Consider the following 24,640-nt stretch of genomic DNA (forward strand, 5'->3'; position numbering starts at 1 on the left):
CGCAGTATCAAGGAGCGAATGTGGGACGCAGGTTATGGGCAGTATTCATTCTGGTGTGGGCCGGCACGGCCCTGGCGGCGGAAACCAACTTCGCCCTATACAGCGCCAGCTCCTCAATGGATGGCAAACCGGTGACCCTCAAGCTTGATACCCGTAACGGCGACAGCTGGTTTTTTGATGGCGTGCGCTGGCAGGTGATGGAGGAGACCGGTAGCAAGAATCGCTATGAGGAGCCCGCCTACCAGCTCAAGCTGACCGACTCCACCCAGGGGTTGGTGATATTGCGTTTCAGTGAGGTCAATGGCTCCAGCTGGATCTACACCGCCCACGGCTGGGAGTATATCGAAGAGAGCACCCCCTAGCCGCTTCCCCCCCGATGGCGGCGCGAAAGCTCCTCCAGCAGGGGTTCCAGCCCATTTAGCTTGACCTCATAAAGTGTCTGCAGCAGTTGCCCGAGGTGCCCTCCGGGGAAGCCTTTCTGCTTGAACCACACCAGGTAGGGCTCGGGCAGGTCTTTCAGGACCCAGCCCTGGTACTTGCCGAAGGGCATGCGCTCAGTGACCAGCTCCACGAGTTGGCGGGGGTCGGGGACGGGGGTTTCCAGGGTTCTACTCCTAAAGTCGTAAGGGGGGATCGCGCCGGCCGGCGGGGGCTGGGGAAGGTGCGGGCTCAAACAGCAATATTGTCCATCTCTTAAGCAAGATAATCAATCCTCGCCTTTGAGCGGAGTGGCATAATCGAGGACACCCAGTGAAAAAATAACAACAAGACAGGGTCACGTTTATGGATGAATCCTATCGCACGGCGCTCAGCGGCGAGGTTGGGGCAGGAGCCCCTACCCCTTCAACGGCAAGAGGGGGTGGCCGATGAGCGACGTCCCTCTGCTAAAGGTAGAAGCGGTCTCCCTCGCGTTCGGTGGGGTCAAGGCCCTGACCGACATCAGCTTCTCAGTCAACTCCGGCGAAGTCTTCTCCATCATCGGCCCCAACGGGGCCGGTAAAACCTCAATGCTCAACTGCATCTCCGGTCGCTACTCACCCAACCAGGGACGAATCCTCTTCAGTGGCCAGGAGGTGACCCATCTAAAGCCCAACGCGCGGGCTGAGCTGGGCATCGGCCGCACCTTCCAGAACCTGGCCCTCTTTGGCCACATGAGTGTGCTCGATAACATTATGGTCGGGCGCCATCATATGCTGAACAACAATTTCTTCACCGGCCCGCTTTACTGGTTTTCCCCCGCCAAGCGGGAGGAGCTGGCCCATCGCCGAGCGGTGGAGGAGATCATCGACTTTCTCGAGATCAGCCATATTCGCAAAGCGATCGCCGGAACCCTTTCCTACGGCTTGCGCAAGCGGGTAGAGCTGGCCCGGGCGATCGCCCTCAAGCCCGACCTGATCCTGCTGGATGAGCCCATGGCGGGTATGAATCTGGAGGAGAAGGAGGATATGGCCCGCTACATCATGGATCTCAATGCCGAGTTTGGCATGACGGTCACCATGATCGAGCACGATATGGGGGTGGTGATGGATATCTCTGACCGGGTGATGGTGCTGGACTTCGGCAAAAAGGTGGTCGAGGGCAGTCCCGAAGCGGTGATGGCCAACGAACATGTGCAGAAAGCTTACCTGGGAGAGGAAGACCCGGAGCTCGAAGGTACAGGGGAGGTGGCCTGATGGACGCGCTGAAAACCGACTATGTCGATGTCGAACGCTTTGATACCTTCCCCAAGGTGCTGGCCTACAACGCGGCCCTGTTTGGCGACCAGGTGGCGATGCGGGAGAAGGAGTTCGGCATCTGGAGTGAATACAGCTGGCGTGACTATAACGACCGGGTCAAGTGGATCACCCTCGGGCTCGACCGCCTTGGCGTTCAGCCCGGGGACGTGATCGGCTTGCTGGGGGAAAACCGCCCCGAGTGGTTGTGGGGCGAGATCAGCGCCCATGCCCTGCGCTGCTACTCGCTGGGGATCTACCAGGACTCGCTTCACGAGGAGGTCGCCTACCTGATCAACTACGCCGAGGCGCGGGTGATTATCGCCGAGGATGAGGAGCAGTGTGACAAGCTGCTGGAGCTGGGAGAGCAGATCCCCTCGGTTGAATGGATCATCTATTGCGACCCGCGCGGTATGCGCAAGTACCAGGATCCACGCCTGCTGGAGATCGAGCGCCTCTACCAGATGGGGCGTGAGCAGGAGCAGCAGGATGCCGCCGCCTACACCCGGATGGTGGAAGCGACCCGCGGCGAGGAGCTCGCTATCCTCTGCACCACCTCCGGTACCACCTCCCGCCCCAAGATGGCGATGCTGCACGCGGGCCCGTTCCTCGACCACTGTGCCGCTTACCTGAGGGCCGATGCCAAAGCTCCCGGCGATAACTATGTGTCGGTGTTGCCCCTGCCCTGGATCATGGAACAGGTCTACGCGCTGGGCCAGAGCCTGATCAGCCGCCAGGTGGTCAACTTTGTCGAGGAGCAGGAGACGCTGATGGCGGACCTGCGGGAAATAGGTCCCCATTTCGTGCTGCTGGCGCCTCGCGTGTGGGAGAACATCGTTGCCGATGTGCGGGCGCGGATGATCGACTCCACCCCCTTTAAACGGGCGCTGTTCGACTGGGGAATGAGACGGGCCACCCGCGCGCTCGACCGTGGCCAACGTTCGCAGCTGGCGGAGTGGGTTTTGTTGCGGGCCCTGCGGGATCGCCTTGGCTTCTCCAACCTGCGCAGCGCCGCCACCGGGGGCGCGGCCATGGGTCCCGACACTTTCCGCTTTTTCCAGGCGATCGGGGTGCCCCTGCGCCAGCTCTACGGCCAGACCGAACTCTGTGGCGCCTACACCATCCACCGCGGTAATGACATCGACTACGACAGCGTTGGTGTGGCCTTCGACAATGCCGAGATCCGGGTGATCAACCCGGATGACAATGGCGTAGGTGAGATCGTGGCTCGTAACAGCGGCATGTTCAGCGGCTACTACAAGAACGAGGAGGCCTTCGCCGAGGATGTGAAGGAGGGCTGGATGCACACCGGCGACGCCGGCTACTTCAAGGCGGACAGCCAGCACCTGGTGGTGATCGACCGGCTCAAGGACCTGGCCCAGACCGAGCAGGGGTATCGCTACTCCCCGCAGTTTATCGAAAACAAACTGAAGTTTTCTCCCTTCATCGCCGAGGCGGTGGTGCTGGGGAACGGCCGCCCCTACCTGTCGGCGATCATCTGCATCCGCTTCAGTGTGGTGTCCAAATGGGCGGAGCAGAACGGACTGGCCTTTACCAACTACACCAACCTGTCGGCCCACGAGTCGGTGTATGAGCTGTTGCGGCAGGAGGTGGAGATGGTCAACGAGACCCTGCCCGAGGCCCAGCGGATCGGCCGTTTCCTGCTGCTCTACAAGGAGCTGGATGCCGACGATGGCGAGCTGACTCGCACCCGCAAGGTGCGTCGCAGTGTGATCGCTGAAAAATACCGGGAGATCATCGACGCTATCTATTCCGGCGATAAACAGGTGGAGATCGACACCATGATCAGCTTTCAGGATGGCAGCCGCTCGCGCATCCAGACCACCCTCAAGGTGGAGTGCCTGAAGACAGATAACACAGAACACGCCCATCAAACCGATGAATCACAATCGCCACGGAGGATCGCATCATGAACTGGGGGCTACTGCTGCAACTGGTGTTGAACGGCCTTATCGTCGGCATGCTCTACGGGGTGGTGGCGATGTGCTTTGTGCTCATTTACAAATCCACCCAGGTGGTCAACTTCGCCCAGGGTGAGTTTCTGCTGATCGGCGCCTGGGTGTGCTGGGCGTTTCTGGTGCACATGCAACTGCCCTTTTTTATCGGCTTTTTGCTCACCCTGGTCTTTATGATGGCCTTCGGTGTGCTGCTGCAGGTGATCGTGTTACGCCCTTTGATCGGCGAGCCGATCATCTCGGTGATCATGGTGACCATCGGCCTGTCGATCTTTTTCCAGGCGCTGATGAAGTGGATCTTCGGGGTCTCGGCGGAGAGCTATCCCCGCGTTTTTGACACCGAGGTGATCACCATCGGCGGCCTCAATATCGAGTTTGCCTACATCATGAGCCTGGTGATTTCGGTGGTGATCATGGTGGCCTTCTACTGGTTCTTCAAACATTCGCGGATGGGGCTGGCGATGCGCGCCACTGCCTTTGACCAGCAGGTGGCCCAGAGCCTGGGGATCTCCGTCAAGCGGGTGTTTGCCATGAGCTGGGCCATTTCGGCGGTGGTCTCCGCCACCGCCGGGGTGGTGATCGGGATGGTCAACGGCGTCTCCGATGCCCTCTCGGTGATCGGCATCAAGGTGTTTCCCGCAGTGATTCTCGGCGGCCTGGATTCCATCGTCGGTGGGGTGGTCGGCGGCCTGATTATCGGCGTGCTGGAAAACGTGGCGGAGTTTATCGATGGACAGTACCTGCACGTGGGTAACCTCTACGCCATCGCCCCCTTCTACGTACTGATTTTGATCCTCTGCATCAAACCCTATGGTCTGTTCGGGACCAAAGATATCGAGCGGATTTAGGGAGGCTCTGGCATGTCGACTGTATCCTTACGACCCTGCGGTGATTTCAGAACCAGCTACGCGGCTGACAGCACCATCTTCGAAACCCGCTTTACCCGCTACCTTGCCGTTGCCGGCATCCTCCTGCTCTGCCTGGCCCCCCTGGTGCTGGACGCCTATTTCCTCACTCTGGGGATCCAGGTGGCTTATCTCGGGATCGCCGCGCTGGGACTCAATATCCTGGTCGGGTTTACCGGCCAGATCTCCCTGGGCCATGGCGCCTTCTTCGGCTTTGGTGCCTTCGCCTCGGCCTGGTTGCACAACAGTTTCGGTATTCCGGTCTTCTTCTGCATTCCCCTGGCGGGCTACATGACCATGGTGGTGGGGATGATCTTCGGCTCCCCGGCTGCGCGTATCAAGGGGCTTTACCTGGCGGTGGCCACCCTGGCGGCGCAGTTTATCCTGGAGGATTTTTTCGCACGTGCCGACTGGTTTACCGGCGGCTCCTACGGCGCCTCGGCCCCCCCGGTCAACCTTTTCGGCTATGAGTTCACCAACGACCAGAGTTTCTGGTACATCGCCCTGTTTGCACTGGTGACCATGTACCTGTGGGGAACCAACCTGATGCGTACACGCGACGGACGCGCCTTTGTAGCGGTTAGGGATCACTACCTTTCAGCGGAGATTATGGGTATCAACCTGACCAAGTACCGGTTGCTCTCCTTTGGTGTCTCCTCCTTTTATGCCGGCATCGGCGGTGCCCTCTACGGTCACTACCTGGGCTTTGTTTCGGCCGAAGGCTTTACCATCCTGATGTCGATCCAGTTCCTGGCCATGATCATTATTGGCGGACTGGGATCGGTGAAGGGGGCTCTGCTGGGTACGATCTTTATGGTGATGCTGCCGGAGGTGCTGGAGGGGATTGTCGGCCTGCTGTCCGCCACCAGTTGGGGGAACAGCACCGCCTTTACCGACGGGCTGGCCTATCTCAAGGAGATGAGTATTGGATTGGTTATCATCCTGTTTTTGATCTTCGAGCCCCAGGGGCTGGCGCATCGATGGCAACAGATTAAAGCCTACTGGAAGTTTTATCCGTTCTCCTATTGATCCCCGATCAACGGGTGTGCGGTGGGGTTATTCCCAAGCCACCGGTGTTAGCAGTCGCCGGAATCGACAACAACAAGAAAAAGGTATCCTGCAATGAACAAGAGAGTATTGATCGGCACCCTGGTCGCCGGCGCGTTGGCGGCAACCAGCCTTCAGGCAGAGGACTCGGTATTTGTTGGTCACCTGGCGGATCTGTCGGGCCCGACCGCCTTTGTGGGCAAGAACTACGCAGACGGTATCCGCGATGCTATGAGCTACATCAACAGCCATGGTGGCATCAACGGGACCGGCCTGGAGTTTGAGACCATCGACTACGCCTACAAGGTGCCGCAGGCGATCGCCTCCTACAAAAAGTGGGTATCGCGCAACAACATGGTGGCCATGCAGGGTTGGGGTACTGCCGATACCGAGGCGTTGATCTCCTTTGTCGCCAAAGACAAGGTGCCGGTCTACTCCGCCTCCTACTCCGGTCACCTGACTGATCCCACGGGCAAAAATCCCAAGACCCAAAAGCCCGCCCCCTACAACTTTTTCTACGGTGCTTCCTACTCGGACGGATGCCGCGCGCTGGTGCAGTGGGCCGCCGAGGACTGGAAAAACAGGGGGGGCTCCGGAAGTCCGAAATTCACCCACGTTGGCGACAACCACCCCTACCCCAATGCGCCCAAGGAGGCCTGTGCCGAGTATGCGACCGAGCTGGGCTTTGAAGTGATGCCGCCGATCGTGGTCTCCATGAAACCCGGCGACTTCAAGGCCCAGTGCCTGTCGCTCAAGGACTCCGGCTCCAACTATGCGTATATCGCCAACCTCGGAGGTTCGGTGGTTTCCCTGGTCAAATCCTGCGGCACCGTGGGTACCGATGTGCAGTTTATGTCGAATATCTGGGGGGGAGACAAGCCGATCTTCGAGGCCGCCGGGGCAGGGGTGAAGGATTATATCTTCCCGGCCATGACCCCCTTCTGGGAGGATGATGCCCCCGGGATGTCCCTGGTACGGGAGATCTCCAGGGAGTCTGATGCATCGGGTAACGCATTTCGCAGCCACCACTATATGCGCGGTATCTGCTCGGCCTACTACATGAAAGAGGCGATGGAGTGGGCCAAGGAGAATGGCGGTATCACCGGCGAAAACATCAAGCAGGGGATGTACGCCCGCCAGAACTGGGTGCCCAAGGGGCTGGAAGGGGTGTGCCTGCCGGCGACCTGGAGCAGTGAGGATCACCGTGGCATCAATACCGTCAACATCTACAAGGGCAACTACAACGGCGGCGATATCAAGGTCGAGCGGGTGACCCAGGTAACCCTGCCACGACGCGAGGACTGGCTGGGGTATTGAGTCGGGGTGGGCGCCGGTCGCAGCCGGTGCCCTGCCTTTGAATGGATGGCCAGCTACGGGGAATCAGCGAATGCAGCAAGCAGTTGAACAAGCGACCAACCCGGCACCCTTGTTGTCGGTGAACAATATCGAGGTGGTCTACGACGACGTTATCCTGGTGTTGCGGGGAGTGAGTATTGAGGTGCCCCAGGGGCAGATTGTCACTCTGCTCGGGCCCAATGGAGCCGGCAAGTCGACCACCCTGAAAGCGATCTCGGGGCTGCTGAAAACCGAGGATGGTGAGGTCACTCGTGGCGAGATCCAGTTTATGGGGGAGCGCATCGACCGCAAGAACGCCGAGGATATTGTTCGTTCCGGTATCTTCCAGGTGATGGAGGGGCGGCGCATCATCGAGGATATGACCTGCATCGAAAACCTTCGCCTGGGAGCCTTTACCCGGCGCGACCGGCAGGTGCAGCAGGATATCGAGATGGTGTTCGACTACTTTCCCCGCCTGAAGGAGCGTACCGGCCTGGCCGGCTACCTCTCTGGCGGCGAGCAGCAGATGCTGGCCATTGGCCGGGCGCTGATGGCCCGTCCCAAGATGATCCTGCTCGATGAACCCTCGATGGGACTCTCTCCGCTGTTGGTGAAAGAGGTGTTTGGCATTATCGAAAAGATCAATCGGGAGCAGGGGATCACCATGCTGCTGGTGGAGCAGAATGCCAACTTTGCTCTCCGGGCGGCCGACTATGGCTACATCATGGAGTCCGGCAAAGTGGTGCTCGATGGCTCCAGCCAGGACCTGCTGCAGAACGAAGATGTGAAACAGTTTTACCTTGGGGGCGGCAATGAAGAGCGCCGCAGCTTCAAGGACCTTAAATCCTATAAACGCAGAAAGCGCTGGCTGTAGGAGGATCTATGTCCGATTTTTTTGATGAGCTCGAGACCCAGGGTGCCGAGCTCAGGGAGCAGACTTTGCTCAAACGCCTGCCGGAGCACCTGCGCTGGGCCCAGGAAAACACAGTGTGGTATTCGCAGCAGTTGGCGGGGATCAACCCCCATGAGATCAACAGTCGAGAGGCCTTGGCGACCCTGCCGGTGTTGCGCAAGTCGGAGCTGACCGAACTGCAGCGCAAGCATCCCCCCTTTGCCGGGATGGTGGCGACCGGCACCGCCAAGCTCAACCACATCTACCAGTCCCCGGGACCGATTTATGATCCCGAGGGGCAGCGCAACGACTGGTGGAAGGTGGGGCGCGCCTTTTACGCAGCCGGCTTCCGCCCCGGGGATCGGGTGCAAAATTGTCTCTCCTACCACCTCACCCCCGGCGGGGCCATCCTCGATTCGGGGGCGCGTGCCTGCGGCTGTACGGTGATCCCGGCCGGTGGTGGCCAGACCGAGGCCCAGGTGCAGGTGATGCACGACCTGAGTGTAACGGGCTATTGCGGCACGGCAGCCTTCCTCAAGCTGATTCTTGATCGGGCCGACGAGCTGGGGGTCGATGTCAGCAGCCTGCGCAAGGCACTGTTTGCCGGGGCGGCGCTCACCCAGTCGCTGCGGGAGTATTTCGATGCCCGTGGCATTGCCTATTACGATGCCTATGCCTCGGCAGACCTGGGGCTGATCGCCTACCAGTCCTCCGCGCGTCAGGGGCTGATCGTGGCAGAGGAGATCCTGCTGGAGATTGTGCGGCCCGGCAGCGGCGATCCGCTACCGGTGGGGGAGGTGGGCGAGGTGGTGGTGACCAGCTTTAACCGCGACTACCCACTGATCCGCTTCGCCACGGGCGACCTCTCGGTGGTGTTGCCGGGTACCAGTTCCTGCGGTCGCACCAATATGCGTATTCGCGGCTGGATGGGGCGGGCTGACCAGACCACCAAGGTGAAGGGGATGTTCGTCAGCCCCCAGCAGGTGAACGCCGTGGTGGCACGTCATCCGGAGATCCAGAAGGCGCGCCTGCGGGTGGAAACCTGCAACGACAATGACCGTATGACCCTGCATTGCGAAACGAGCGGGTTGAACGAGGCCGCGGTCGTGCAGTCGATTCGGGACCTGTGCAAGCTCTCGGGCGAGGTGGAGGCGGTAGCGCCGGGCTCACTGCCCAATGACGGCATCGTGATCGAGGATCTCAGGCCGGTGGACTGAGGGGTACCTTAACCCATGGCTGCGCCGCCGTGGCGGCGCAAGTCGCGTTAGAAGGGGCGCACCACCACCAGTACCACGATACCCACCAGCATCAGCACCGGTACCTCGTTAAACCAGCGATAGTACACATGGGAGCGGGTGTTGGCATCGGCAGCGAAGGTTTTTACCATGCGCCCGCAGAGGAAGTGGTAGATCACCAGCAGGGCCACCAGGGTCAGTTTGGCGTGGAACCAGGCAGAGGCTTCGTAGTAGTCGTGGTTGTAGGAGACCAGCCAAAAACCCAGCACCAGGGTGAGGAGCATGGAGGGGGTGCCAATGCCGCGGTAGAGCTTGCGCTCCATCACCTTGAACCGCTCTCGGCTGATTTCGTCCTCGCTCATGGCGTGGTACACAAAAAGGCGTGGCAGGTAGAAGAGCGCGGCAAACCAGCAGATGACCGCGATGATGTGAAAGGCTTTTACCCAGAGCATAGTGAGTCCTTACTCGATACAGCGTTATTGGTAGAGTCGGTAATGTTGCTGGATAAACTCCTGGGTCACAATACCGATGGCGCGGTTGCTTTTGCGGTCCCGTACGTAGAGCGCTTCCGTTCCCGCATCATGGAGCGCTTGCAGCGCCTCCTGCACGGTTGCCTGGTCCGAGATCGGCGCAATATCCTTGCGTAGCGCCGGAATTGAGAGCAGGTCCAAGGCCTCGGGGCGGTCGGGCTCGGTCATCTGCAGTCGAAGCTCGTCCGCCCGGAAGATCCAGCGGGGAGACTCCTCCTCCACAACGACCACCCATTTGTGAGCATCTCTTAGGAGCTCCTGTGCCAGTGCCAACGGGCACTGGCGAGGCAGGTGCACCAGCCCGCCATCCATGATGTTGGCGACCCCTTCCCGGTGCAGTCCCTGCTCCAGCAGCGAGCGTGGGTCGGCCATTTCGCGTCCCAGCAGCTCGGCAAACAGCGAGCCCTGCCCGAGTAGGTAACGGCTGGTGAGCGAGGCAATCACCACCGCCAGCATGGCGGGTAGAATAATGTTGGGGTTGTGGGTCAGCTCCATCACTGCCATCAGGGCAGCCAGCGGCGCCTGCAGGACCGCCGCCATCATGGCACCCATACCCAGCATGGCGTAAAAACCGCTGCCGGAACTGGGGCCACTGTACAAGATCTGCGATATCAGGCCAATGGCGCCCCCCAGGCAGGCGCCAAGAAAGAGGCTGGGGCCGATCGTGCCAGCCGGCACTCCGAGGCCGCAGGCGGCAGCCGATACCAGCAGTTTGGCCAGCACCAGCAAGAGCAGGAATTCGAGGCCGACGGTATTGAAAAGGATGTCGCTGATGGTGTCGTAGCCGATCCCCATCACCTGCGGGAACTGCAGTGCCACCAGACCGGTCAGCACACCCGCCAGTGGCAGGCGGAACCAGTAGGGGGAGGGGGCACGACGGTTGATCTGTTTGCTGAGCCAGATAAAGCTTGCGGCCAGGCATCCGATGGCCAGGCCGCAGAGAATCACCAGCGGAAACTCCAGCAGGGTTCGCATCTCGATGAGGGGAATTACAAAGGCGTGCTCGGAGCCATAGACCAGCGCGGTCATAAAGGCCGCAATCACAGAGGCGAGAATCACCGGGATGAAGCCGCTAATGGTGTACTCCATCATCACCACCTCCATCGCAAAGATGACACCGGCTATGGGGGTGTTGAAGGCGGCGGAGATGGCTGCCGCGCTGCCGCATCCTACCAGGGTACGCACACTATTGTTGGGCAGGCGCAGCCAGTGGCCAAGCCCGCTACTGCCCGCTGCCCCAAGGTGGACTGCCGGACCCTCGCGCCCGGAGGAGTGACCACTGGCCAGCGCGATCAGGGCACCGACAAACTGCACCAGCATATTTTTGAAGGGCAGGTGGCCCTGGTGCAGAGCCATGCGCTCAATCACATGGGCGATCCCTGTCTGCCGATGCCGGGGGGCGATCAGGGCAAACAGGAGGACCAGCACCAGCGATCCGGCAATGGGCAGTAACAGTCGCCAGTGATCGGCTAACCCTTCGAAATTCTCGTCGTTACCTTCCGGAAGGCCGGTTCCCAGCATCCAACCCAGCAGTTGGCGAAAGAGGATGATGACCGCGCCGGTGATGAGACCACTGAGGATACCGAGTAATGCCAGCTGGGGAACGGCTTCTGCGTTGGCCAGGCGGAGGCGAAACTGGTTCATGATCTGGGGGGGAGAGGGGCGACGCATTGGGGCCTTAAACGATGCAACTATTGCGCGTGGGCATGTTATTATGCGGGTTTGTTAGTAAAACATAAATCATTATGATTTCAGTGGTTAAAACAGCATGCTAGGGCAGGAGGCGGGTGGTGTGTCGATGATCAAAGTAGGCGTCGTGGGCGGTACCGGGTACACCGGTGTTGAGTTGTTGCGGTTGCTGGTGATGCATCCGCAGGTATCCCTCGAGGTGGTGACCTCTCGTGCAGAGCAGGGGATGCCGGTCTCTTCCCTGTACCCCAACCTGAGGGGCCACACCGACCTCTGTTTTGTGGAACCCAGCCTGGAGTCCCTCAGCCAGTGTGACCTGGTGTTCTTTGCCACCCCCAACGGCATTGCCATGCAGCAGGTGCCCGATCTGCTGGCCGCCGGCGTAAAGGTGATCGACCTCGCGGCTGACTTTCGCCTCAAGGACCCTGCCCAGTGGAAGCAGTGGTACGGCATGGAGCACGCCTGCCATGAGTTGTTGGCGGAGGCGGTCTATGGGCTGCCGGAGGTGAACCGCGAACAGATCGCCGCTGCGCGTCTGGTGGCCAACCCCGGTTGCTACCCCACCGCCGTACAGCTTGGGCTGCTGCCGTTGCTGGAAGCCGGGGTGGTTGATCCCCGGAGCCTGGTGGCTGACACCAAGTCCGGTGTCAGCGGAGCCGGGCGCCAGGCCAAGATTGACGCGCTGCTGTGCGAGGCCAGTGAAAGTTTCAAGGCCTACGGGGTTTCCGGTCATCGTCATCTGCCTGAAATTGAGCAGGGCTTAACAGCAATCTCCCGGGCTAGAGGGCACACTACTGCCCCTGAGCTGACCTTTGTGCCTCACCTGACGCCAATGATTCGCGGCATACACGCCACGCTCTATGCCAGCCTTACCCAGGAGGTGGAGGATCTTCAGGCACTGTTTGAGCAGCGATATCGGGATGAGCAGTTCGTTGATGTGATGCCTGCAGGGTCTCTGCCGGAGACGCGCTCCGTACGTGGTGCTAACCTCTGCCGAATCGCTCTCTATCGACCCCAGGGTCGAAACCGGGTGGTGGTGCTGTCGGTTATTGATAACCTGGTGAAGGGGGCTGCGGGGCAGGCAGTGCAGAATATGAATATCATGTTCGGTCTCAATGAGAAGAGCGGGCTTGATATGGTTGCACTGATGCCTTAGGGAAGAGGATCGAATATGCCACAAGTGACCGGAAGCAAACAGGAACACCTGATCGTTGTACCCGACCAGCCAGGTAAGCGGCTGGCGAAGAGGCTGGTGTACTGGCTGCTGTTTGGGCTCTTTTCGGTGGGCAGCTTCCTGCTGGGGGAATACCTGGGGATGGCTTCCCAGCAGTCGGCTTTGGTGGAGCGGGATCTGCTGCGTGCCGAGCTGGCCGAGAAACGGGCTGAAATCGAGGCGCTGGCACAGGAGGTGACCACTCTGCGAGTGGGTGCCGATATTGATCGCCAGTCCACCGACACGGTTCGCCTGACCATCAAACAGCTTGAGGAGGAGAAGTTCCAGCTGCAGCAGGACCTCGCCTTCTACAAAAATATTATGGCCCCCAAGTCCGCCGACAAGGGGTTAAGAATACAGAAATATGACCTGCAGCGAGCCGAGCAACCTGGCCACTACCGGCTCAAGCTGATGTTGACCCAGGTTTCGGATAACAACAGCTTGCTATCGGGGCTGGCCACGGTATCGGTGGTGGGTCGTCAGGAGGGGATTGAGAAGTCGTTGGCGCTCAAGGACCTTTCAGATGAAGTATCGGAACAGAATATCCGCTTGGGCTTTCGCTATTTCCAGAATATCCCGGGCCCGGATGAGCGCTTTGCGGAGCTGGTGATTCCGGAGGGTTTTGAGCCCGATTATGTGTTGGTTGTTGCCCAGTCGCGGGGGCCCAAGCCCAAGCGAGTAGAGCAAAAAATTCCATGGCAGTTTGAGGAGACAGTTGCAGATGCGTCGGAAAGTAAAACCCAAGGCGATTAATATTGAAAAGTATGGGGATCGCACCACCCTGATAGCGAATGGCGCGACGGTCAATGGTGACCTGCAGTTTGAAGGCGCTTTGCAGATCGAAGGGCGGGTGATCGGTAATGTCACGGCCGCTGAAGGGCTGGTTCGCATTGCCGACAACGGCTACGTTGAGGGCGAGATTCGTTCACCGCACATTATTATCAACGGCAAGGTGACCGGCGATGTACACTCTTCCGAGCATCTGGAGCTGGCCGCCCAGGCCGAGGTCAATGGTAACGTGTTCTACAAGTTGATCGAGATGGTGATGGGTGCGCAGGTGAATGGCAGTCTCGAGTATTCCCCGGAGCCCCAGGTTGCCTCAGCTCCTGCTGCACGCCAGGAGCAGGAGCGGATGGAGATCGCTGCCGAGGCCGACCCGCTGCTGTGAGCTTCTGCTTTGACCCGCAGCGGCACAAGAGTAATGTGGTGAATAGTTGACTATTATCGTTGGTTAATTGGATAATGGCGCCAACGCAGTTCCAGTCGGTGAATACGAGATGACAGCACAGACCTTTATTCCCTCTCCCCTCAACCTGACCCCTCGGGCTGTGGAGAAAGCAACCTCTCTGATCGAGGAGGAGGGCAATGGCGATTTGAAGCTGCGGGTGTTTGTTACCGGTGGCGGCTGCTCCGGCTTTCAGTATGGGTTCTCCTTCGATGAGGAGGTGTCCGAAGAGGATACCGTGATCGAGAATTTGGGGGTAACCCTGTTGGTGGATTCCCTGAGCTACCAGTACCTGGTCGGTGCCACTGTCGACTACATGGAGGGGCTTGAGGGTTCACGTTTCGTCGTGAATAACCCCAACGCCTCAACCACCTGTGGTTGTGGCTCCTCCTTCTCTATCTGATTGTTTTCCGTGATTGGGGCCTGGAAGGCCTTTTTCAGACGGCACCAACAGCCTTTTTCTAGGCTGGGTAGAGGCCGCCCAGAATGCGTCCTCCGCGGGCGCGGGTGACCGCCTCCAGGTTACCGGGCATTCCCTTAAGGTGCTGCAGTGCCAGCCAGGAAAAGGTGGCCCCTTCCACCCACCGCGGCTCTATTCCCAAGTCGGTGGTGGTCACTACCGTTCGTTCCGGCATCAGGGCTTGTAGCCGGGCCAGCAGGGTATCGTTGTAGGCTCCCCCGCCACAGAGAAAGCAGTCGGCATCCGCCACACCCCAGCGAGCGATGGCGTCGCTGATGCTGCGCGCACTCAGCTCCAGCAGGGTCGCCTGTACATCCTGGCATGCAAGGCCCGGATGGTGGCTCAGGTGCTGCTCAAGCCAGTCGCGGTTGAACCTTTCACGGCCGGTGCTTTTGGGCGGGGAACGCAGGAAATAGTCATCTGCCAGCAGGCTCTTCAGCAGTCTTTGATCTACGGTGCCACTGGCTGCCCAAAGCCCTCGGTCGTCATAGGCCGTTCCCCGGTGTTGCTCGCACCACGCGTCCATCAGGATATTGCCGGGCCCGGTATCAAAGCCGGTGACCGTGCCGGCGCTTGGCAGGCAACTGATGTTGGCCATACCACCGATATTGACCACCATTCGGTTCTCCTCCGGGCTGGAGAAATAGGCACGATGGAACGCCGGCACCAGTGGTGCCCCTTCGCCGCCTGCCGCCAGGTCACGACGGCGGAAGTCGGCCACTACCGGGATGCCGGTGAGCTCAGCCAACAAGCTGGGGTTACCAATCTGTAGGCTGAAGCCCTGCTCGGGAAGGTGACGGATGGTTTGGCCGTGGCAGCCAATGGCCGCAATAGCGCTGCTGTTGAGCGCTGCGCTAGCAAGGAGGTCAAGTACCACCTGCGCGTAGAGCCGGGTCAGTTCGGGCTCAACGGCGGCGATCCGTTCAACCTCGTTGGGTCCGGAACGGCAAAGCTGCAGCAGTTGGCTACGCAACGCTGGTGGAAAATCGAGGCTGGTGGCCGCAATAAGGGGGTTCGGGCTGGTAAAGTCGGCCAGCACGCCATCGACGCCGTCAAGGCTGGTGCCTGACATCAAGCCGATGGTGAGCGGCCGGGGGGTCATCGTCTAGTCATTCAAAGCCAGGATGGCCGTAGGCTGCTCAAGCTGGCTGAGCAGCAGCTGGGTCTCGCTCTGGAACGCAGCCAGCTCCTGCTTAGGGATTGGCTGGGCGCTGGGCAGCTTTACGGTCATGGGGTTGACGTGCACCCCGTTCTCGCGGAACTCGTAGTGCAGATGGGGGCCTGTTGCCAGGCCGGTAGCGCCTACGTAACCGATGATCTGTCCCTGCTTGACCTGTTTACCGCTGCGAATTCCTCGACCATATTTGCTCAGGTGAGCATAGAGGGTGCTGTAGCGCTGGCCGTGCTGGATAATCACCGTCTTGCCATAGCCACCCTTGAGGGTCGCGTGGATCACCTTGCCATCACCAGCGGCTCGAATCGGGGTGCCGGTCGTGGCAGCGTAGTCGACCCCCTTATGAGCGCGAATCTTGTTGAGAACCGGGTGCTTACGGCTGAGGTTAAAGCGCGAACTGATGCGGGCAAAATCCACTGGAGAGCGCAGGAAGGCTTTGCGCATGCTGCGGCCATCGGGGGAGTAGTAATCGGTGCGCCCCTTGCTGTCGGTGTAGCGCACGGCGGTATAGACCTGGCCCTGGTTGATGAACTGGGCCGCTACGATTTCGCCATCGGAGATCTTTTCTCCCTCGAGAAAGTTCTCTTCATAGATCACACGGAAACTGTCCCCTTTACGGATATCAAGGGCGAAGTCGATATCCCAGCCGAAGATGTTGGCCAGTTTCATGGTGACGTTTTCACTCATGCCGGCGTTTTGGGCGGCGACAAACAGTGAGTGGTTGATCTCCGCCTCGGCAAAGGTTTGTCGGGCATTGGGGGTAAGGGTGATCTCTTCTGCGCTAAAACCCTCGCCACTGCGGGTGAACACCACCGACTCCAGACGATTGCGGACGTAACGGATCTTGTTGATCGCTCCATCCTGGCTTTGGAGGAACTCGATCTTCTGGCCGGGGCTGACCCGGTTCAGGAGTTTGCCTTGCTCGCTACTGGTGACCAGAGTGTGCAGCAGGCTCGGGCTAAGGCCCTGCTGGCGAAAAATGGTGGAGAGTGTGCTACCGGGGCGGATCTTGACGCTGTCCCACCGCAGGGACTCTTGCGGGGCAACCGAAGTTCTGATCACCGCGGGCTGCTCAACCGGCAACGCGTTTGTATCCTGCAGTTTGGCCAGGCTGGGGCTGGGGGTATCGCCGCCGGCCAGTTCAAGCGTCAGCGGGATCTCCTCACGCTCGGCCTGGACCTGCCCCGAAGGAAGCAGGAGCAGCGCAGCGCCTACCAGGCTGGCCAGCCCGGAGGCGAGCATCAGGTGCTTTCTCGGAAAGGCGCGGACCGCAGCGCTCAGTTTGGAATCAGGGTGATCCATAAACAACTTCCAGTACTTTCTCGAATAATCTGGTAAGTGGCTAAAGTATAACCAAAAAAAAGAACATTCAAGGGGGATGGGTGACTTTCTTTCGAAAATAGGCAGTGGTTCAACCACGGCCATGGGCATGTGAGAGCCGATTGATATAAGAGGATAACATTCTAATAGAGGTGCTGTTAACCGCAATCGTTCTAAAGAGCGCTTTCCACAGCCCTGGCAACGGGGCTGGGCTGGAATTTCATGTGGGTTTCTGTAATATCAGCGCTCCCGATAAGGCTCCATCGGTTGGATGTCCATCGGAATCGTTAAATTGATCGTAACCTATTGAATAGTTGGGGTTTTTGATGTCTCAAGGGCAAAACGCACTACTAAGGGATCTGCAGGCCAGGGGCCTGGTTGCGCAGATGACGGCGGAACAGGAGCTTTCCGACCAGCTGGACAGCGGTATCTGCACCCTGTATTGCGGCTTTGATCCGACCGCCGACAGCCTGCACATCGGCAGCCTGGTTCCCCTGCTGGCCCTCAAGCGCTTCCAGCTGGCGGGCCATAAACCCCTGGCGCTGGTAGGTGGTGCAACGGGCCTGATCGGTGACCCCAGTTTCAAGGCGCAGGAGCGTTCCCTCAACACCCGCGATGTGGTCGAGGGGTGGGTGGATAAGATTCGCACCCAGGTGAGCCAGTTTGTCGACTTCGAATGCGGGGATAATGCCGCCGAGGTGGTGAACAATCTTGACTGGATCGGCGGCATGGATGTGCTGACCTTCCTGCGGGACGTGGGCAAGTACTTCTCCGTCAACAGCATGATCAAGAAGGAGTCGGTGCGCCAGCGGATCGACCGTGACGAGTCGGGTATCTCCTATACCGAGTTCACCTACATGCTGCTGCAGAGCTACGACTTTGCCGAGCTTAACCGTCGTCACAACTGCGTACTGCAGATCGGTGGCAGCGACCAGTGGGGCAATATCACCGGGGGTACCGAGCTGACCCGCCGTATGAACGGAAACCAGGTGTTCGGGATGACCCTGCCGCTGGTCACCAAGGCCGACGGCACCAAGTTCGGCAAGACCGAAAGCGGCACCATCTGGCTGGATTCGCGCAAGACCTCCCAATACGCGTTCTACCAGTTCTGGATCAATACCGCCGATGCGGATGTCTACAAGTTCCTGCGCTACTTCACCTTCCTGGATGTGGCCGAGATAGAGGCGATCGAGCAGCGTGATGCCGAGACCCAGGGTGCCAAGTCGGCGCAGAAGATCCTGGCCACCGAAGTGACCCGCCTGGTGCATGGTGATGAGGGGTTGCAGGCGGCTTTGCGCATCACCGAAGCCCTCTTCAACGATGGCATCGAAACCCTCTCGGAGCAGGACCTGCAACAGTTGGCTCTGGATGGGCTGCCCTCCGATACCCTCGACCCCAGCACCTTCGAAGGCAAGCCCCTGACCCAGTTGCTGGCCGAGGTGGGGATGGCGCCCTCTGGCAAGCAGGTGAAGGACGCACTGGGCCGCAACGCGGTTCTGGTCAATGGCAAGGCGTGCTCAATGGAGCACAATATGCAACTGGCGCAACTCTTTGCCGCCGATCAGGCGCTGTTTGGGCGCTACTTTATCGTCAAGCTGGGCAAGAAGAAGTATCACCTGCTGCAACTCCCCTGAGCGGCAAAAAGCGGCGCACCCTCCGGTGCGCCGCCATCGACAAGCCATTTCCCCGCCCACACCTTCGCTTATCCCTTCGACTTGCGCCGCACACCGGCTATGCGATTCCTGCTTTAATCTCCGTGCGTGACCCTTATGGTCACTGAGTTGGCTTATAGGGTCACTGCGGTGACGGTTGACCAGAGCTAAGCTGTTACCCCATCAAGACAATAACGATCGTACGGGGAGAACATGGTAGCGCAAGCGATGAAGCCGGCACCCAGGGTGTTGATCACAGGAGCCACCGGATTTATAGGCACCCAGCTGGTGCAGTGGCTGTCTGATCGGCAGCCCGGATGGCATCTGGTCGCCACGGATGTGCGTCCTTCACCGGCGGTGGCTGAGATGGCGGACCGCTTTGAGCGGCTGGATGTACGTGACCAGTCGGCGCTCTGTGCGCTGCTGCAGGAGGAGCGGATCGATACCCTGGTTCACCTGGCGTCAATCGTGGTCCCCCCCCCGGGGATGGGGCGTGACACTCAGTACGAGATCGATGTGGTGGGCACCCGCTGTGTGCTGGAGGCTGCCGTGATGGCGGGGGTCGAGCAGATCGTGGCCACCACCAGTGGGGCTGCCTATGGCTACCATGCGGATAATCCCGAATGGTTAAGCGAGAGCGATCCACTCAGGGGCAATGACAGTTTTGCCTATTCGGCCCATAAACGCCTGGTGGAGGAGCTGTTGGCGGAGTATCGCCAGCAGCAGCCGCAGCTCCGGCAGCTGGTCTTACGCCCCGGTACGGTGCTGGGTGCGACCGCCAGTAACCAGATTACCAATCTTTTCGAGCAGCGCTGCATCATTGGTGTGGCCGGATGCCTGAGCCCTTTTGTCTTTATCTGGGATCAGGACCTGGTGCAGATCATTGCCCGGGGGGTAGAGCAGCGCCGGGCCGGTATTTACAATGTGGCGGGGGATGGTGCCCTCACCATGGCCCAGTTGGCCGCCAGGTTGGGTAAACCCTATCTGCCCTTGCCGGCCTGGTTCATTCGCGGCGCGCTCTCAGTGCTCAAGCCTTTGGGGCTGAATCAGTATGGGCCCGAGCAGGTGAAGTTCATCAGTTATCGTCCAGTGTTGGACAATCGGCGCCTGAAAGCCGAGTTTGGCTATGTTCCCCAGTACACTAGCGAGCAGGCCTTCGACGCCTATCTGGCCGCACGCGAATCACGGCAGGAGGTTGCCTGAATGAGATGCACCATGATTCCCCTGTTGGTCGCACTGTCCGTCCCGGCCCAGGCAGTGGACTTCAGGATCCAGGATGAGCAGGGGCAGCCGCTTGCCACGGTTATGGTCAGCGCCTACCCCACGGAAACCTTTGCCCTGGACAAGTCTGATAATGGCTATGCTCCCCATGGCGTGGTTAACCGGGGGCTGTTCGAGTATACCCGCTTCAGTGGTTCGGATGGGGTCCTGGCCTGGCCCGATATGCCCTACAACCAGCCGGTACGATACCGGCTGCGCAAGCAGGGATATAAGGATGTGGTGGTAGCCCCTACCAGCGAACAGAATTTTTCCCTGACCATGGAGCGGGAAACCGATCCGGCAAAACTGGCGGCCAGTCGGGCGGCCAATACCTGGCTGGCGGCGCTGGACCTTGAGGGGGATGAGGAGCTGAAGAAGCACTTTGTGTTGCAATGTGGCTTCTGTCATCAGCAGGGGACCAAATACATCCGCTGGCAACGCAGTGCCGACGAGTGGAGCAACACCTTTGAGCGCATGATCGGCTACGGCTCGCGTTTGCACGATGAGGCTCAGGAGCGACTGCCCGATCTGTTGGAGGAGGGCTACCGCAAGCTACGTGAACACCCCGAACTGATTCCCGCCGAAAAGCCATGGCAGCCTCAACTTGCAGATACGCAGATCAAGGAGCTGGCTATTGGTGATAGTTTTTCGCAAATGCATGACCTGTTAGTGGCATCGAATGGGCTGGTTTACGTGGGTGACAACCTGCAGGATCGCCTCTACGAGATTGATCCGACCAGCGGTGAGTACCGTGTCTATAGGCTACCCAACCCGGGCTACGAGCTGGGTGGTATCCTGGCGGGTAAGCTGAAGCAGTTCCCCAAGCATGAAAGCTATATGGGGATTCACTCCTTTGCCGAGTCGCCCAGGGATGGTCATATCTTTATTACGCCTTCTGTGCAGCAGGCGCTGCTGGAGTTTGATCCGGTCAGCAAGGAGTTTACCGTCCACCCGATGGAGGAGGGGTTTTATCCCCACACGGTGCGGGTGGACCAGCAGGACAGGGTCTGGTTTACCCTGGCGATCTCAAACCAGGTGGCGATGTTCGATCGCCAGAGCGGGGAGTTTACCTACTACGATCTGCCCGCCCGCAGTTTCAAGGAAAGCCTGACCATCGGTGCCAGTAGCTTTATTCTCCAGCTGGCCCGTTGGGGGGTACCGCTGCACCTGCTTCCGATCGACAAGGAGTCGATGGGGCTGCCTCTACCCTACGGGATTGATGTGGCTCCCGATGGATCGGTCTGGTTTGCGCGCCTGCACACCGACGCCATCGGCAAGATTGACCCGCAAACCGGGGAGGTGCGGATGATTCCAACCCCCTTCAAGGGGCCGCGCAGGTTGCGGGCCGATTCCCGCGGGCATTTGTGGATTGCGGCCTTCCCCGAAGGGCAGGTTGTTGAGTTTGACCCCGGGGCGGAGACCTTCACCCGTTATGATATGCCTACTGAACCGCTGGGCAGTGACACGCCCTATTCGCTCAATGTCGATCGTGAGCGGGATCGGGTTTGGGTGAACGGTAACGCATCCGATACTCTGCTGCGGTTTGATATCCAGCAGAAAAGTTGGCGAGTGTTCCCTCTGCCGCGGCGGGTAACCTTCACACGGGATGTCGAGATCGCCCAGGATGGAACTATCTTTACCACCAACTCGAACTTCCCCAGTTGGCATATCGAGGATGGGCAGCCGACGCTGATTCATATCGCCCCCGGCTCCTGATCGCTGGCCCCGATGAACAGGTCCCATTCGCCAAAAGTCGCCATGAGGCGGGCTGGTGATGCGGGCCCTGTCGGGGGTCGCTTGTTCTCACTTTCCGGTTCGTACCCGCTTGCTCACAAGGCCTGTCTATGTATGTAGTGCCCCGATTCCTTCTCTCCTGTTTCTTTGCCTTCGTAGCGGGTCACGTGATGAATTACAGCGTGATCTTTTATGCCCAGGAGGTGTTGGGTTCTGACCTGCTGGCGGGCGTTGGCTTCTTCCTCAGTTTTGGGGGGGCGCCGCTCTTGGTCGGCTGGTACGCGGGGGCACTCTGTGATCGCCAGTCACCATCAATGTTGATCCTGCTGTCCCAGATTCTGTTTGTTGTGGCGGCTTTACTGATGTTGTTGTTGCAGTACCTTGAGTGGGGACCGCTGTCGAGGGTTGCTATCTTCCTGTTAGCGTCAACCGTTGCCGGAGTCGCCTGGTGTTTTATCGCTCCCGCGCGGTTGGCGCTGTTGGGCCGGCTTGTCCCCCTTGATCGCCTGCACGGCGTGTCGGTGCTATTCAATGTGCTGGTGATGGTGGGGTTTGGCCTGGCGCCGATACTGATTGCATTGCTGCGAGGCAGTTTTGGATGGCCTGGCCCGCTGGGGGCTGTATTGTTGCTGTTTATTCTGGCCAGCCTGCTGTTGAGCGGGATTAGGGTTACTGTTCCGGAGTTGCCCTCGGCCTCTGTGTGGAGCGATGTGCGCGGCGGGTTGCGTTACATACTCGGCAATCCGCTGATGTTGCAGCTGCTGCTATTGACGCTGATCGTCTACTCGGTGATGGGGCCGGTACAGGTGATGATCCCTCGCTTCGCCCTTGATGTGCTGGAGTTGACGCCCATGCAGCGGGGAGGGCTGCTGGCGGTGATGGCGGTCGCGCTTTTTGCAGGAGGGCTGGTGTGCATGCTGTTTGGAAAGCGATTGCACCAGGGAAAGGCGGTGATCGGCTCACTGCTGCTCTCCTCCTTGCTCATGCTGGCGTTTAGCTTTAGTGATGTGCTGTGGCAGGCCAGTGTTTGGTTGCTGCTGGCGGGCATCTTTGCAGGGGTATCGGTCAGCTTGATTGTGGCGGCGTTGCAGCTTAACGCCGAAGACCGCTATCGGGGGCGGGTGATGAGCATGTACACCATCAGTACCCAGGTGCTGCCGGCGACCTCGGGGCTTCTTTGTGGTGTGGTGCTGGAATTTATCTCTCCGGCCTCAGGGTTGTCGCTGGCAGCGGCGATCCTGCTTTTGTTGGGCGGGTTGGCCTGGTGGCGAATGGGAGTCCTGCGCCGTTATGCCTGATCTGGCGAGCTCGACTGAAGTGAGTGGCGATACTGGCCGGGGGTTTGTCCGGTCCATTTTTTAAAGGCTCGATAGAATGCGCTGGGCTCGGTAAATCCCAGCATAAAGGCGATCTCCCCGTAACTGATTTCGCTGCGCTCCAGGTACTCCAGCGCCAGTTGATGGCGGGTCCTGTTAAGCAGTTTCTGGTAACTGGTTCCCTCCTCATCAAGCTTTCGCTGCAGGGTGCGTGCGCTCATATTGAGGGCGTGGGCGATGCGCTGTTTGTCTGGCTCTTGCCCCATCAGTTGCTGGTTGATCAGGCTGACCACCTGTTGGCTGAAGGAGCTGTCTTTGAGCTGGATAATCAGTTTGTCGGCTTGGGCGCGTAGCAGGGTGCACAGGGTGCTGTTGGCCTGGCGGATTGGCTGGTTTCGCATTCCCGCAGGGAGAATGAGTGCATTTTCTGTTGCGTCGAAACGTACCGGGTAGCCCAGCATCGACTCATACTGGTCAGCGTAGGCTGGGGCCTGTGCGCTAAAGCAGATCGCGTCCACGGAAAACCCCTCTACCAGCCACTGCCCCATCTTTATCCAGCTGCTGAGTATCGCAGCAACCCGCTGATGAGTGCATGTGTGGTCCGGGTGCAGGGGGTCATAGCGCAGTAAGCAGTGGTCCGGCGCGCGCTCATCCTGGACGATTGAGCCGCCTTCACCGACCAGGTTCTGATATTGCTGCACATGGCAGAAGGCCTCCTCCAGGGTGGCGCTGTTCATGGCGATGTATCCCAACACATTAAAACTACCCGGTTCGGTCCGCATCCCCATCAACAGTCCAACGGGGGTGTCGGGACGATGACGGATAATCTCTTCCCACAGTCTTTCCTGCACCAGGAAGGGGATGCGGTTGTCGGGGTTGCAGAGTTGCTCGGGCGCCAGGCCGCAGGCGTCGGACAGCTCTAGGCGATCCAGGCCCAGCTCGACGGCAGTGTCCAGTAGTGTGTTGGTCAGGCTGACGCTGACCTCAGCTTGAGCGCTAGGTTTCATATCGGGGGATGCTAGCAAATCGAGCCTATGCTGTGCCAGCGAAGGGGATGGCTTGCATTAGCTGTTTATATATACAATACTGGTTGTCTATACAGTATTGGAGGTGCGCTATGCAATTCAAGGGTCGAACGGGTGTGCGGGCTTTTCGGGCGAATGATGGTTGGGCGCCTATAAACGGGTCTGTGATCTCCACTGGGTACAGCCGTCTGGATGAAGAGCTGCCGGGTGGCGGCTGGCCTGTCGGAGCCGTGACCGACCTGCACTGTGACGGGGAGGCGGGTAAGGAGTTGCGCCTTCTGCTTCCGGTGCTGGCCCTGCTCAGCCAGCAGCAGGAGCGCTGGTTATTGTGGGTTGCACCCCCGTTGATGCCCAGTGCCGACGTTTTGCGAGCAGCGGGTGTGAACCTTTCGCGCGTGCTGGTGGTCCGGGCCGAATCTGTGCAGGATCGCGTGGGGGTTATCGAGCAGGCGCTCCTGGCTGGACAGTGTAGTGGTGTGTTGGGTTGGCTAAATGATCTGGATCTGAATGCAATGGAGCGGCTTCAGGCTGCTGCCAGTGAGGGGGGAAGCCTGTGCCTTCTGCTTCGCCATAAGCGTTTTGGAAGTTTACCTTTTCTGGCACCGCTGTGTGTAAGGCTGAGTGAAGGGGAAAAGGGTGTGGATGTGGAAGTGCTAAAAAGGCAGGGGGGGTGGCCGGTACCTCGCTTTGCGGTACAGCTCGAAAACCATGAAAAGATGGCCCCATCAGGGGAGATAGCGGAGGGGGTCATTAGGGGCCCCTGGGTGCGGCACTGAAACTGGCTGCGGTGATCGTAAGTAGATATACCTATTCTGCGCAAAGGCACAGAAAAGGGAGTTGACGAAGTCGCTGCTCGCTATATAATGCGCGTCCTTCTCAACGACAAGGCACCGCCAAGGCGGGGGAAATCTGGCGTTGAGAGGGGATTTCGAAGGTGTGT

Annotated in this window: 23 protein-coding genes; 17 read left to right on the forward strand and 6 right to left on the reverse strand. The window is 59.4% G+C overall.

The window, feature by feature from the left end:
* Positions 1–20 precede the first annotated feature (20 nt).
* Complete coding sequence (locus D0544_RS16630; protein ID WP_125018159.1) at positions 21–362, forward strand: hypothetical protein; 342 nt, start codon at positions 21–23, stop codon at positions 360–362.
* Here the strand turns inward: D0544_RS16630 and D0544_RS16635 are convergent.
* A complete protein-coding gene (locus tag D0544_RS16635; RefSeq protein ID WP_341538859.1) occupies positions 359–673 on the reverse strand; it encodes a DUF3820 family protein in 315 nt (104 codons plus the stop codon). The genes D0544_RS16630 and D0544_RS16635 overlap by 4 nt on opposite strands.
* Before the next feature lie 193 nt (positions 674–866).
* On the opposite strand from D0544_RS16635, the gene D0544_RS16640 reads away from it, so the two are divergent.
* The 7 genes from D0544_RS16640 to D0544_RS16670 all read left to right on the forward strand — a co-directional run bounded on the left by D0544_RS16640 (position 867) and on the right by D0544_RS16670 (position 9,084).
* Positions 867–1,673 (forward strand): ABC transporter ATP-binding protein, encoded by an 807-nt coding sequence (locus D0544_RS16640; RefSeq protein ID WP_125018161.1) that lies wholly within the window; start codon positions 867–869, stop codon positions 1,671–1,673.
* The gene (locus D0544_RS16645) at positions 1,673–3,646 is read left to right on the forward strand and encodes a long-chain fatty acid--CoA ligase (RefSeq protein ID WP_125018163.1); all 1,974 of its coding nucleotides are present in this window, start codon (positions 1,673–1,675) and stop codon (positions 3,644–3,646) included. Before D0544_RS16640 ends, D0544_RS16645 begins: the two co-directional genes overlap by 1 nt.
* Positions 3,643–4,536, forward strand: a complete 894-nt coding sequence (locus D0544_RS16650) for a branched-chain amino acid ABC transporter permease (protein ID WP_125018165.1) — start codon at positions 3,643–3,645, stop codon at positions 4,534–4,536. The genes D0544_RS16645 and D0544_RS16650 overlap by 4 nt, the downstream gene beginning before the upstream one ends.
* 12 nt (positions 4,537–4,548) lie before the next feature.
* A complete protein-coding gene (locus D0544_RS16655; RefSeq protein WP_125018167.1) occupies positions 4,549–5,622 on the forward strand; it encodes a branched-chain amino acid ABC transporter permease in 1,074 nt (357 codons plus the stop codon).
* A 93-nt stretch (positions 5,623–5,715) separates the two neighbouring features.
* Positions 5,716–6,957 carry an ABC transporter substrate-binding protein gene (locus D0544_RS16660; protein WP_125018169.1) on the forward strand — a complete coding sequence of 414 codons (1,242 nt, stop codon included), beginning with the start codon at positions 5,716–5,718 and terminating at the stop codon, positions 6,955–6,957.
* Positions 6,958–7,027: 70 nt separating this feature from the next.
* Positions 7,028–7,849, forward strand: a complete 822-nt coding sequence (locus D0544_RS16665; protein ID WP_125018171.1) for an ABC transporter ATP-binding protein — start codon at positions 7,028–7,030, stop codon at positions 7,847–7,849.
* 8 nt (positions 7,850–7,857) lie between these two features.
* Positions 7,858–9,084 carry a phenylacetate--CoA ligase family protein gene (locus tag D0544_RS16670; protein WP_125018173.1) on the forward strand — a complete coding sequence of 409 codons (1,227 nt, stop codon included), beginning with the start codon at positions 7,858–7,860 and terminating at the stop codon, positions 9,082–9,084.
* 47 nt (positions 9,085–9,131) lie between these two features.
* Here the strand turns inward: D0544_RS16670 and hemJ are convergent, their stop codons facing one another.
* The gene (gene hemJ, locus D0544_RS16675) at positions 9,132–9,554 is read right to left on the reverse strand and encodes a protoporphyrinogen oxidase HemJ (protein ID WP_125018175.1); all 423 of its coding nucleotides are present in this window, start codon (positions 9,552–9,554) and stop codon (positions 9,132–9,134) included.
* A 24-nt stretch (positions 9,555–9,578) separates the two neighbouring features.
* Positions 9,579–11,303, reverse strand: coding sequence for a chloride channel protein (locus D0544_RS16680; protein WP_125018177.1), 1,725 nt, complete (start codon positions 11,301–11,303; stop codon positions 9,579–9,581).
* A 127-nt stretch (positions 11,304–11,430) separates the two neighbouring features.
* On the opposite strand from D0544_RS16680, the gene argC reads away from it, so the two are divergent.
* The 4 genes from argC to erpA all read left to right on the forward strand — a co-directional run bounded on the left by argC (position 11,431) and on the right by erpA (position 14,162).
* On the forward strand, positions 11,431–12,477 hold the full coding sequence (gene argC, locus D0544_RS16685; RefSeq protein WP_125018384.1) for an N-acetyl-gamma-glutamyl-phosphate reductase: 1,047 nt from the start codon (positions 11,431–11,433) through the stop codon (positions 12,475–12,477).
* Positions 12,478–12,492: 15 nt separating this feature from the next.
* Positions 12,493–13,287, forward strand: a complete 795-nt coding sequence (locus D0544_RS16690) for a DUF6776 family protein (protein ID WP_125018179.1) — start codon at positions 12,493–12,495, stop codon at positions 13,285–13,287.
* Entirely contained in the window at positions 13,256–13,702 is a 447-nt protein-coding gene (locus D0544_RS16695; RefSeq protein ID WP_125018181.1) for a bactofilin family protein, read from the forward strand. Before D0544_RS16690 ends, D0544_RS16695 begins: the two co-directional genes overlap by 32 nt.
* Positions 13,703–13,811: 109 nt before the next feature.
* Entirely contained in the window at positions 13,812–14,162 is a 351-nt protein-coding gene (gene erpA / locus D0544_RS16700) for an iron-sulfur cluster insertion protein ErpA (RefSeq protein ID WP_125018183.1), read from the forward strand.
* Between the two features lie 58 nt (positions 14,163–14,220).
* Here erpA and D0544_RS16705 read toward each other — a convergent pair whose 3' ends face one another.
* Positions 14,221–15,321 (reverse strand): anhydro-N-acetylmuramic acid kinase, encoded by a 1,101-nt coding sequence (locus D0544_RS16705; protein ID WP_207905914.1) that lies wholly within the window; start codon positions 15,319–15,321, stop codon positions 14,221–14,223.
* A gap of 3 nt (positions 15,322–15,324) precedes the next feature.
* A complete protein-coding gene (locus D0544_RS16710; protein ID WP_207905915.1) occupies positions 15,325–16,695 on the reverse strand; it encodes an OapA family protein in 1,371 nt (456 codons plus the stop codon).
* A 344-nt stretch (positions 16,696–17,039) separates the two neighbouring features.
* On the opposite strand from D0544_RS16710, the gene tyrS reads away from it, so the two are divergent.
* The 4 genes from tyrS to D0544_RS16730 all read left to right on the forward strand — a co-directional run bounded on the left by tyrS (position 17,040) and on the right by D0544_RS16730 (position 22,657).
* A complete protein-coding gene (gene tyrS / locus D0544_RS16715) occupies positions 17,040–18,347 on the forward strand; it encodes a tyrosine--tRNA ligase (RefSeq protein ID WP_125018185.1) in 1,308 nt (435 codons plus the stop codon).
* Positions 18,348–18,578: 231 nt separating this feature from the next.
* Positions 18,579–19,568, forward strand: coding sequence for an NAD-dependent epimerase/dehydratase family protein (locus tag D0544_RS16720; protein ID WP_243647355.1), 990 nt, complete (start codon positions 18,579–18,581; stop codon positions 19,566–19,568).
* On the forward strand, positions 19,569–21,341 hold the full coding sequence (locus D0544_RS16725; RefSeq protein WP_125018187.1) for a Vgb family protein: 1,773 nt from the start codon (positions 19,569–19,571) through the stop codon (positions 21,339–21,341).
* 128 nt (positions 21,342–21,469) lie between these two features.
* Complete coding sequence (locus tag D0544_RS16730; protein WP_125018189.1) at positions 21,470–22,657, forward strand: MFS transporter; 1,188 nt, start codon at positions 21,470–21,472, stop codon at positions 22,655–22,657.
* On the opposite strand, the gene D0544_RS16735 is transcribed toward D0544_RS16730, so the two are convergent.
* Positions 22,648–23,682: an AraC family transcriptional regulator gene (locus tag D0544_RS16735; protein WP_125018191.1), complete on the reverse strand. Its 1,035-nt coding sequence runs from the start codon at positions 23,680–23,682 to the stop codon at positions 22,648–22,650. The two genes, D0544_RS16730 and D0544_RS16735, sit on opposite strands and share 10 nt — an antisense overlap.
* Positions 23,683–23,864: 182 nt before the next feature.
* Here D0544_RS16735 and imuA point away from each other — a divergent pair, with 182 nt between their 5' ends.
* Positions 23,865–24,476, forward strand: a complete 612-nt coding sequence (gene imuA / locus D0544_RS16740) for a translesion DNA synthesis-associated protein ImuA (RefSeq protein ID WP_164880959.1) — start codon at positions 23,865–23,867, stop codon at positions 24,474–24,476.
* The last annotated feature ends 164 nt before the right edge of the window (positions 24,477–24,640 follow it).

The organism is Aestuariirhabdus litorea, from assembly GCF_003864255.1.
In the GTDB taxonomy this organism is placed as follows: Bacteria; Pseudomonadota; Gammaproteobacteria; order Pseudomonadales; family Aestuariirhabdaceae; genus Aestuariirhabdus; species Aestuariirhabdus litorea.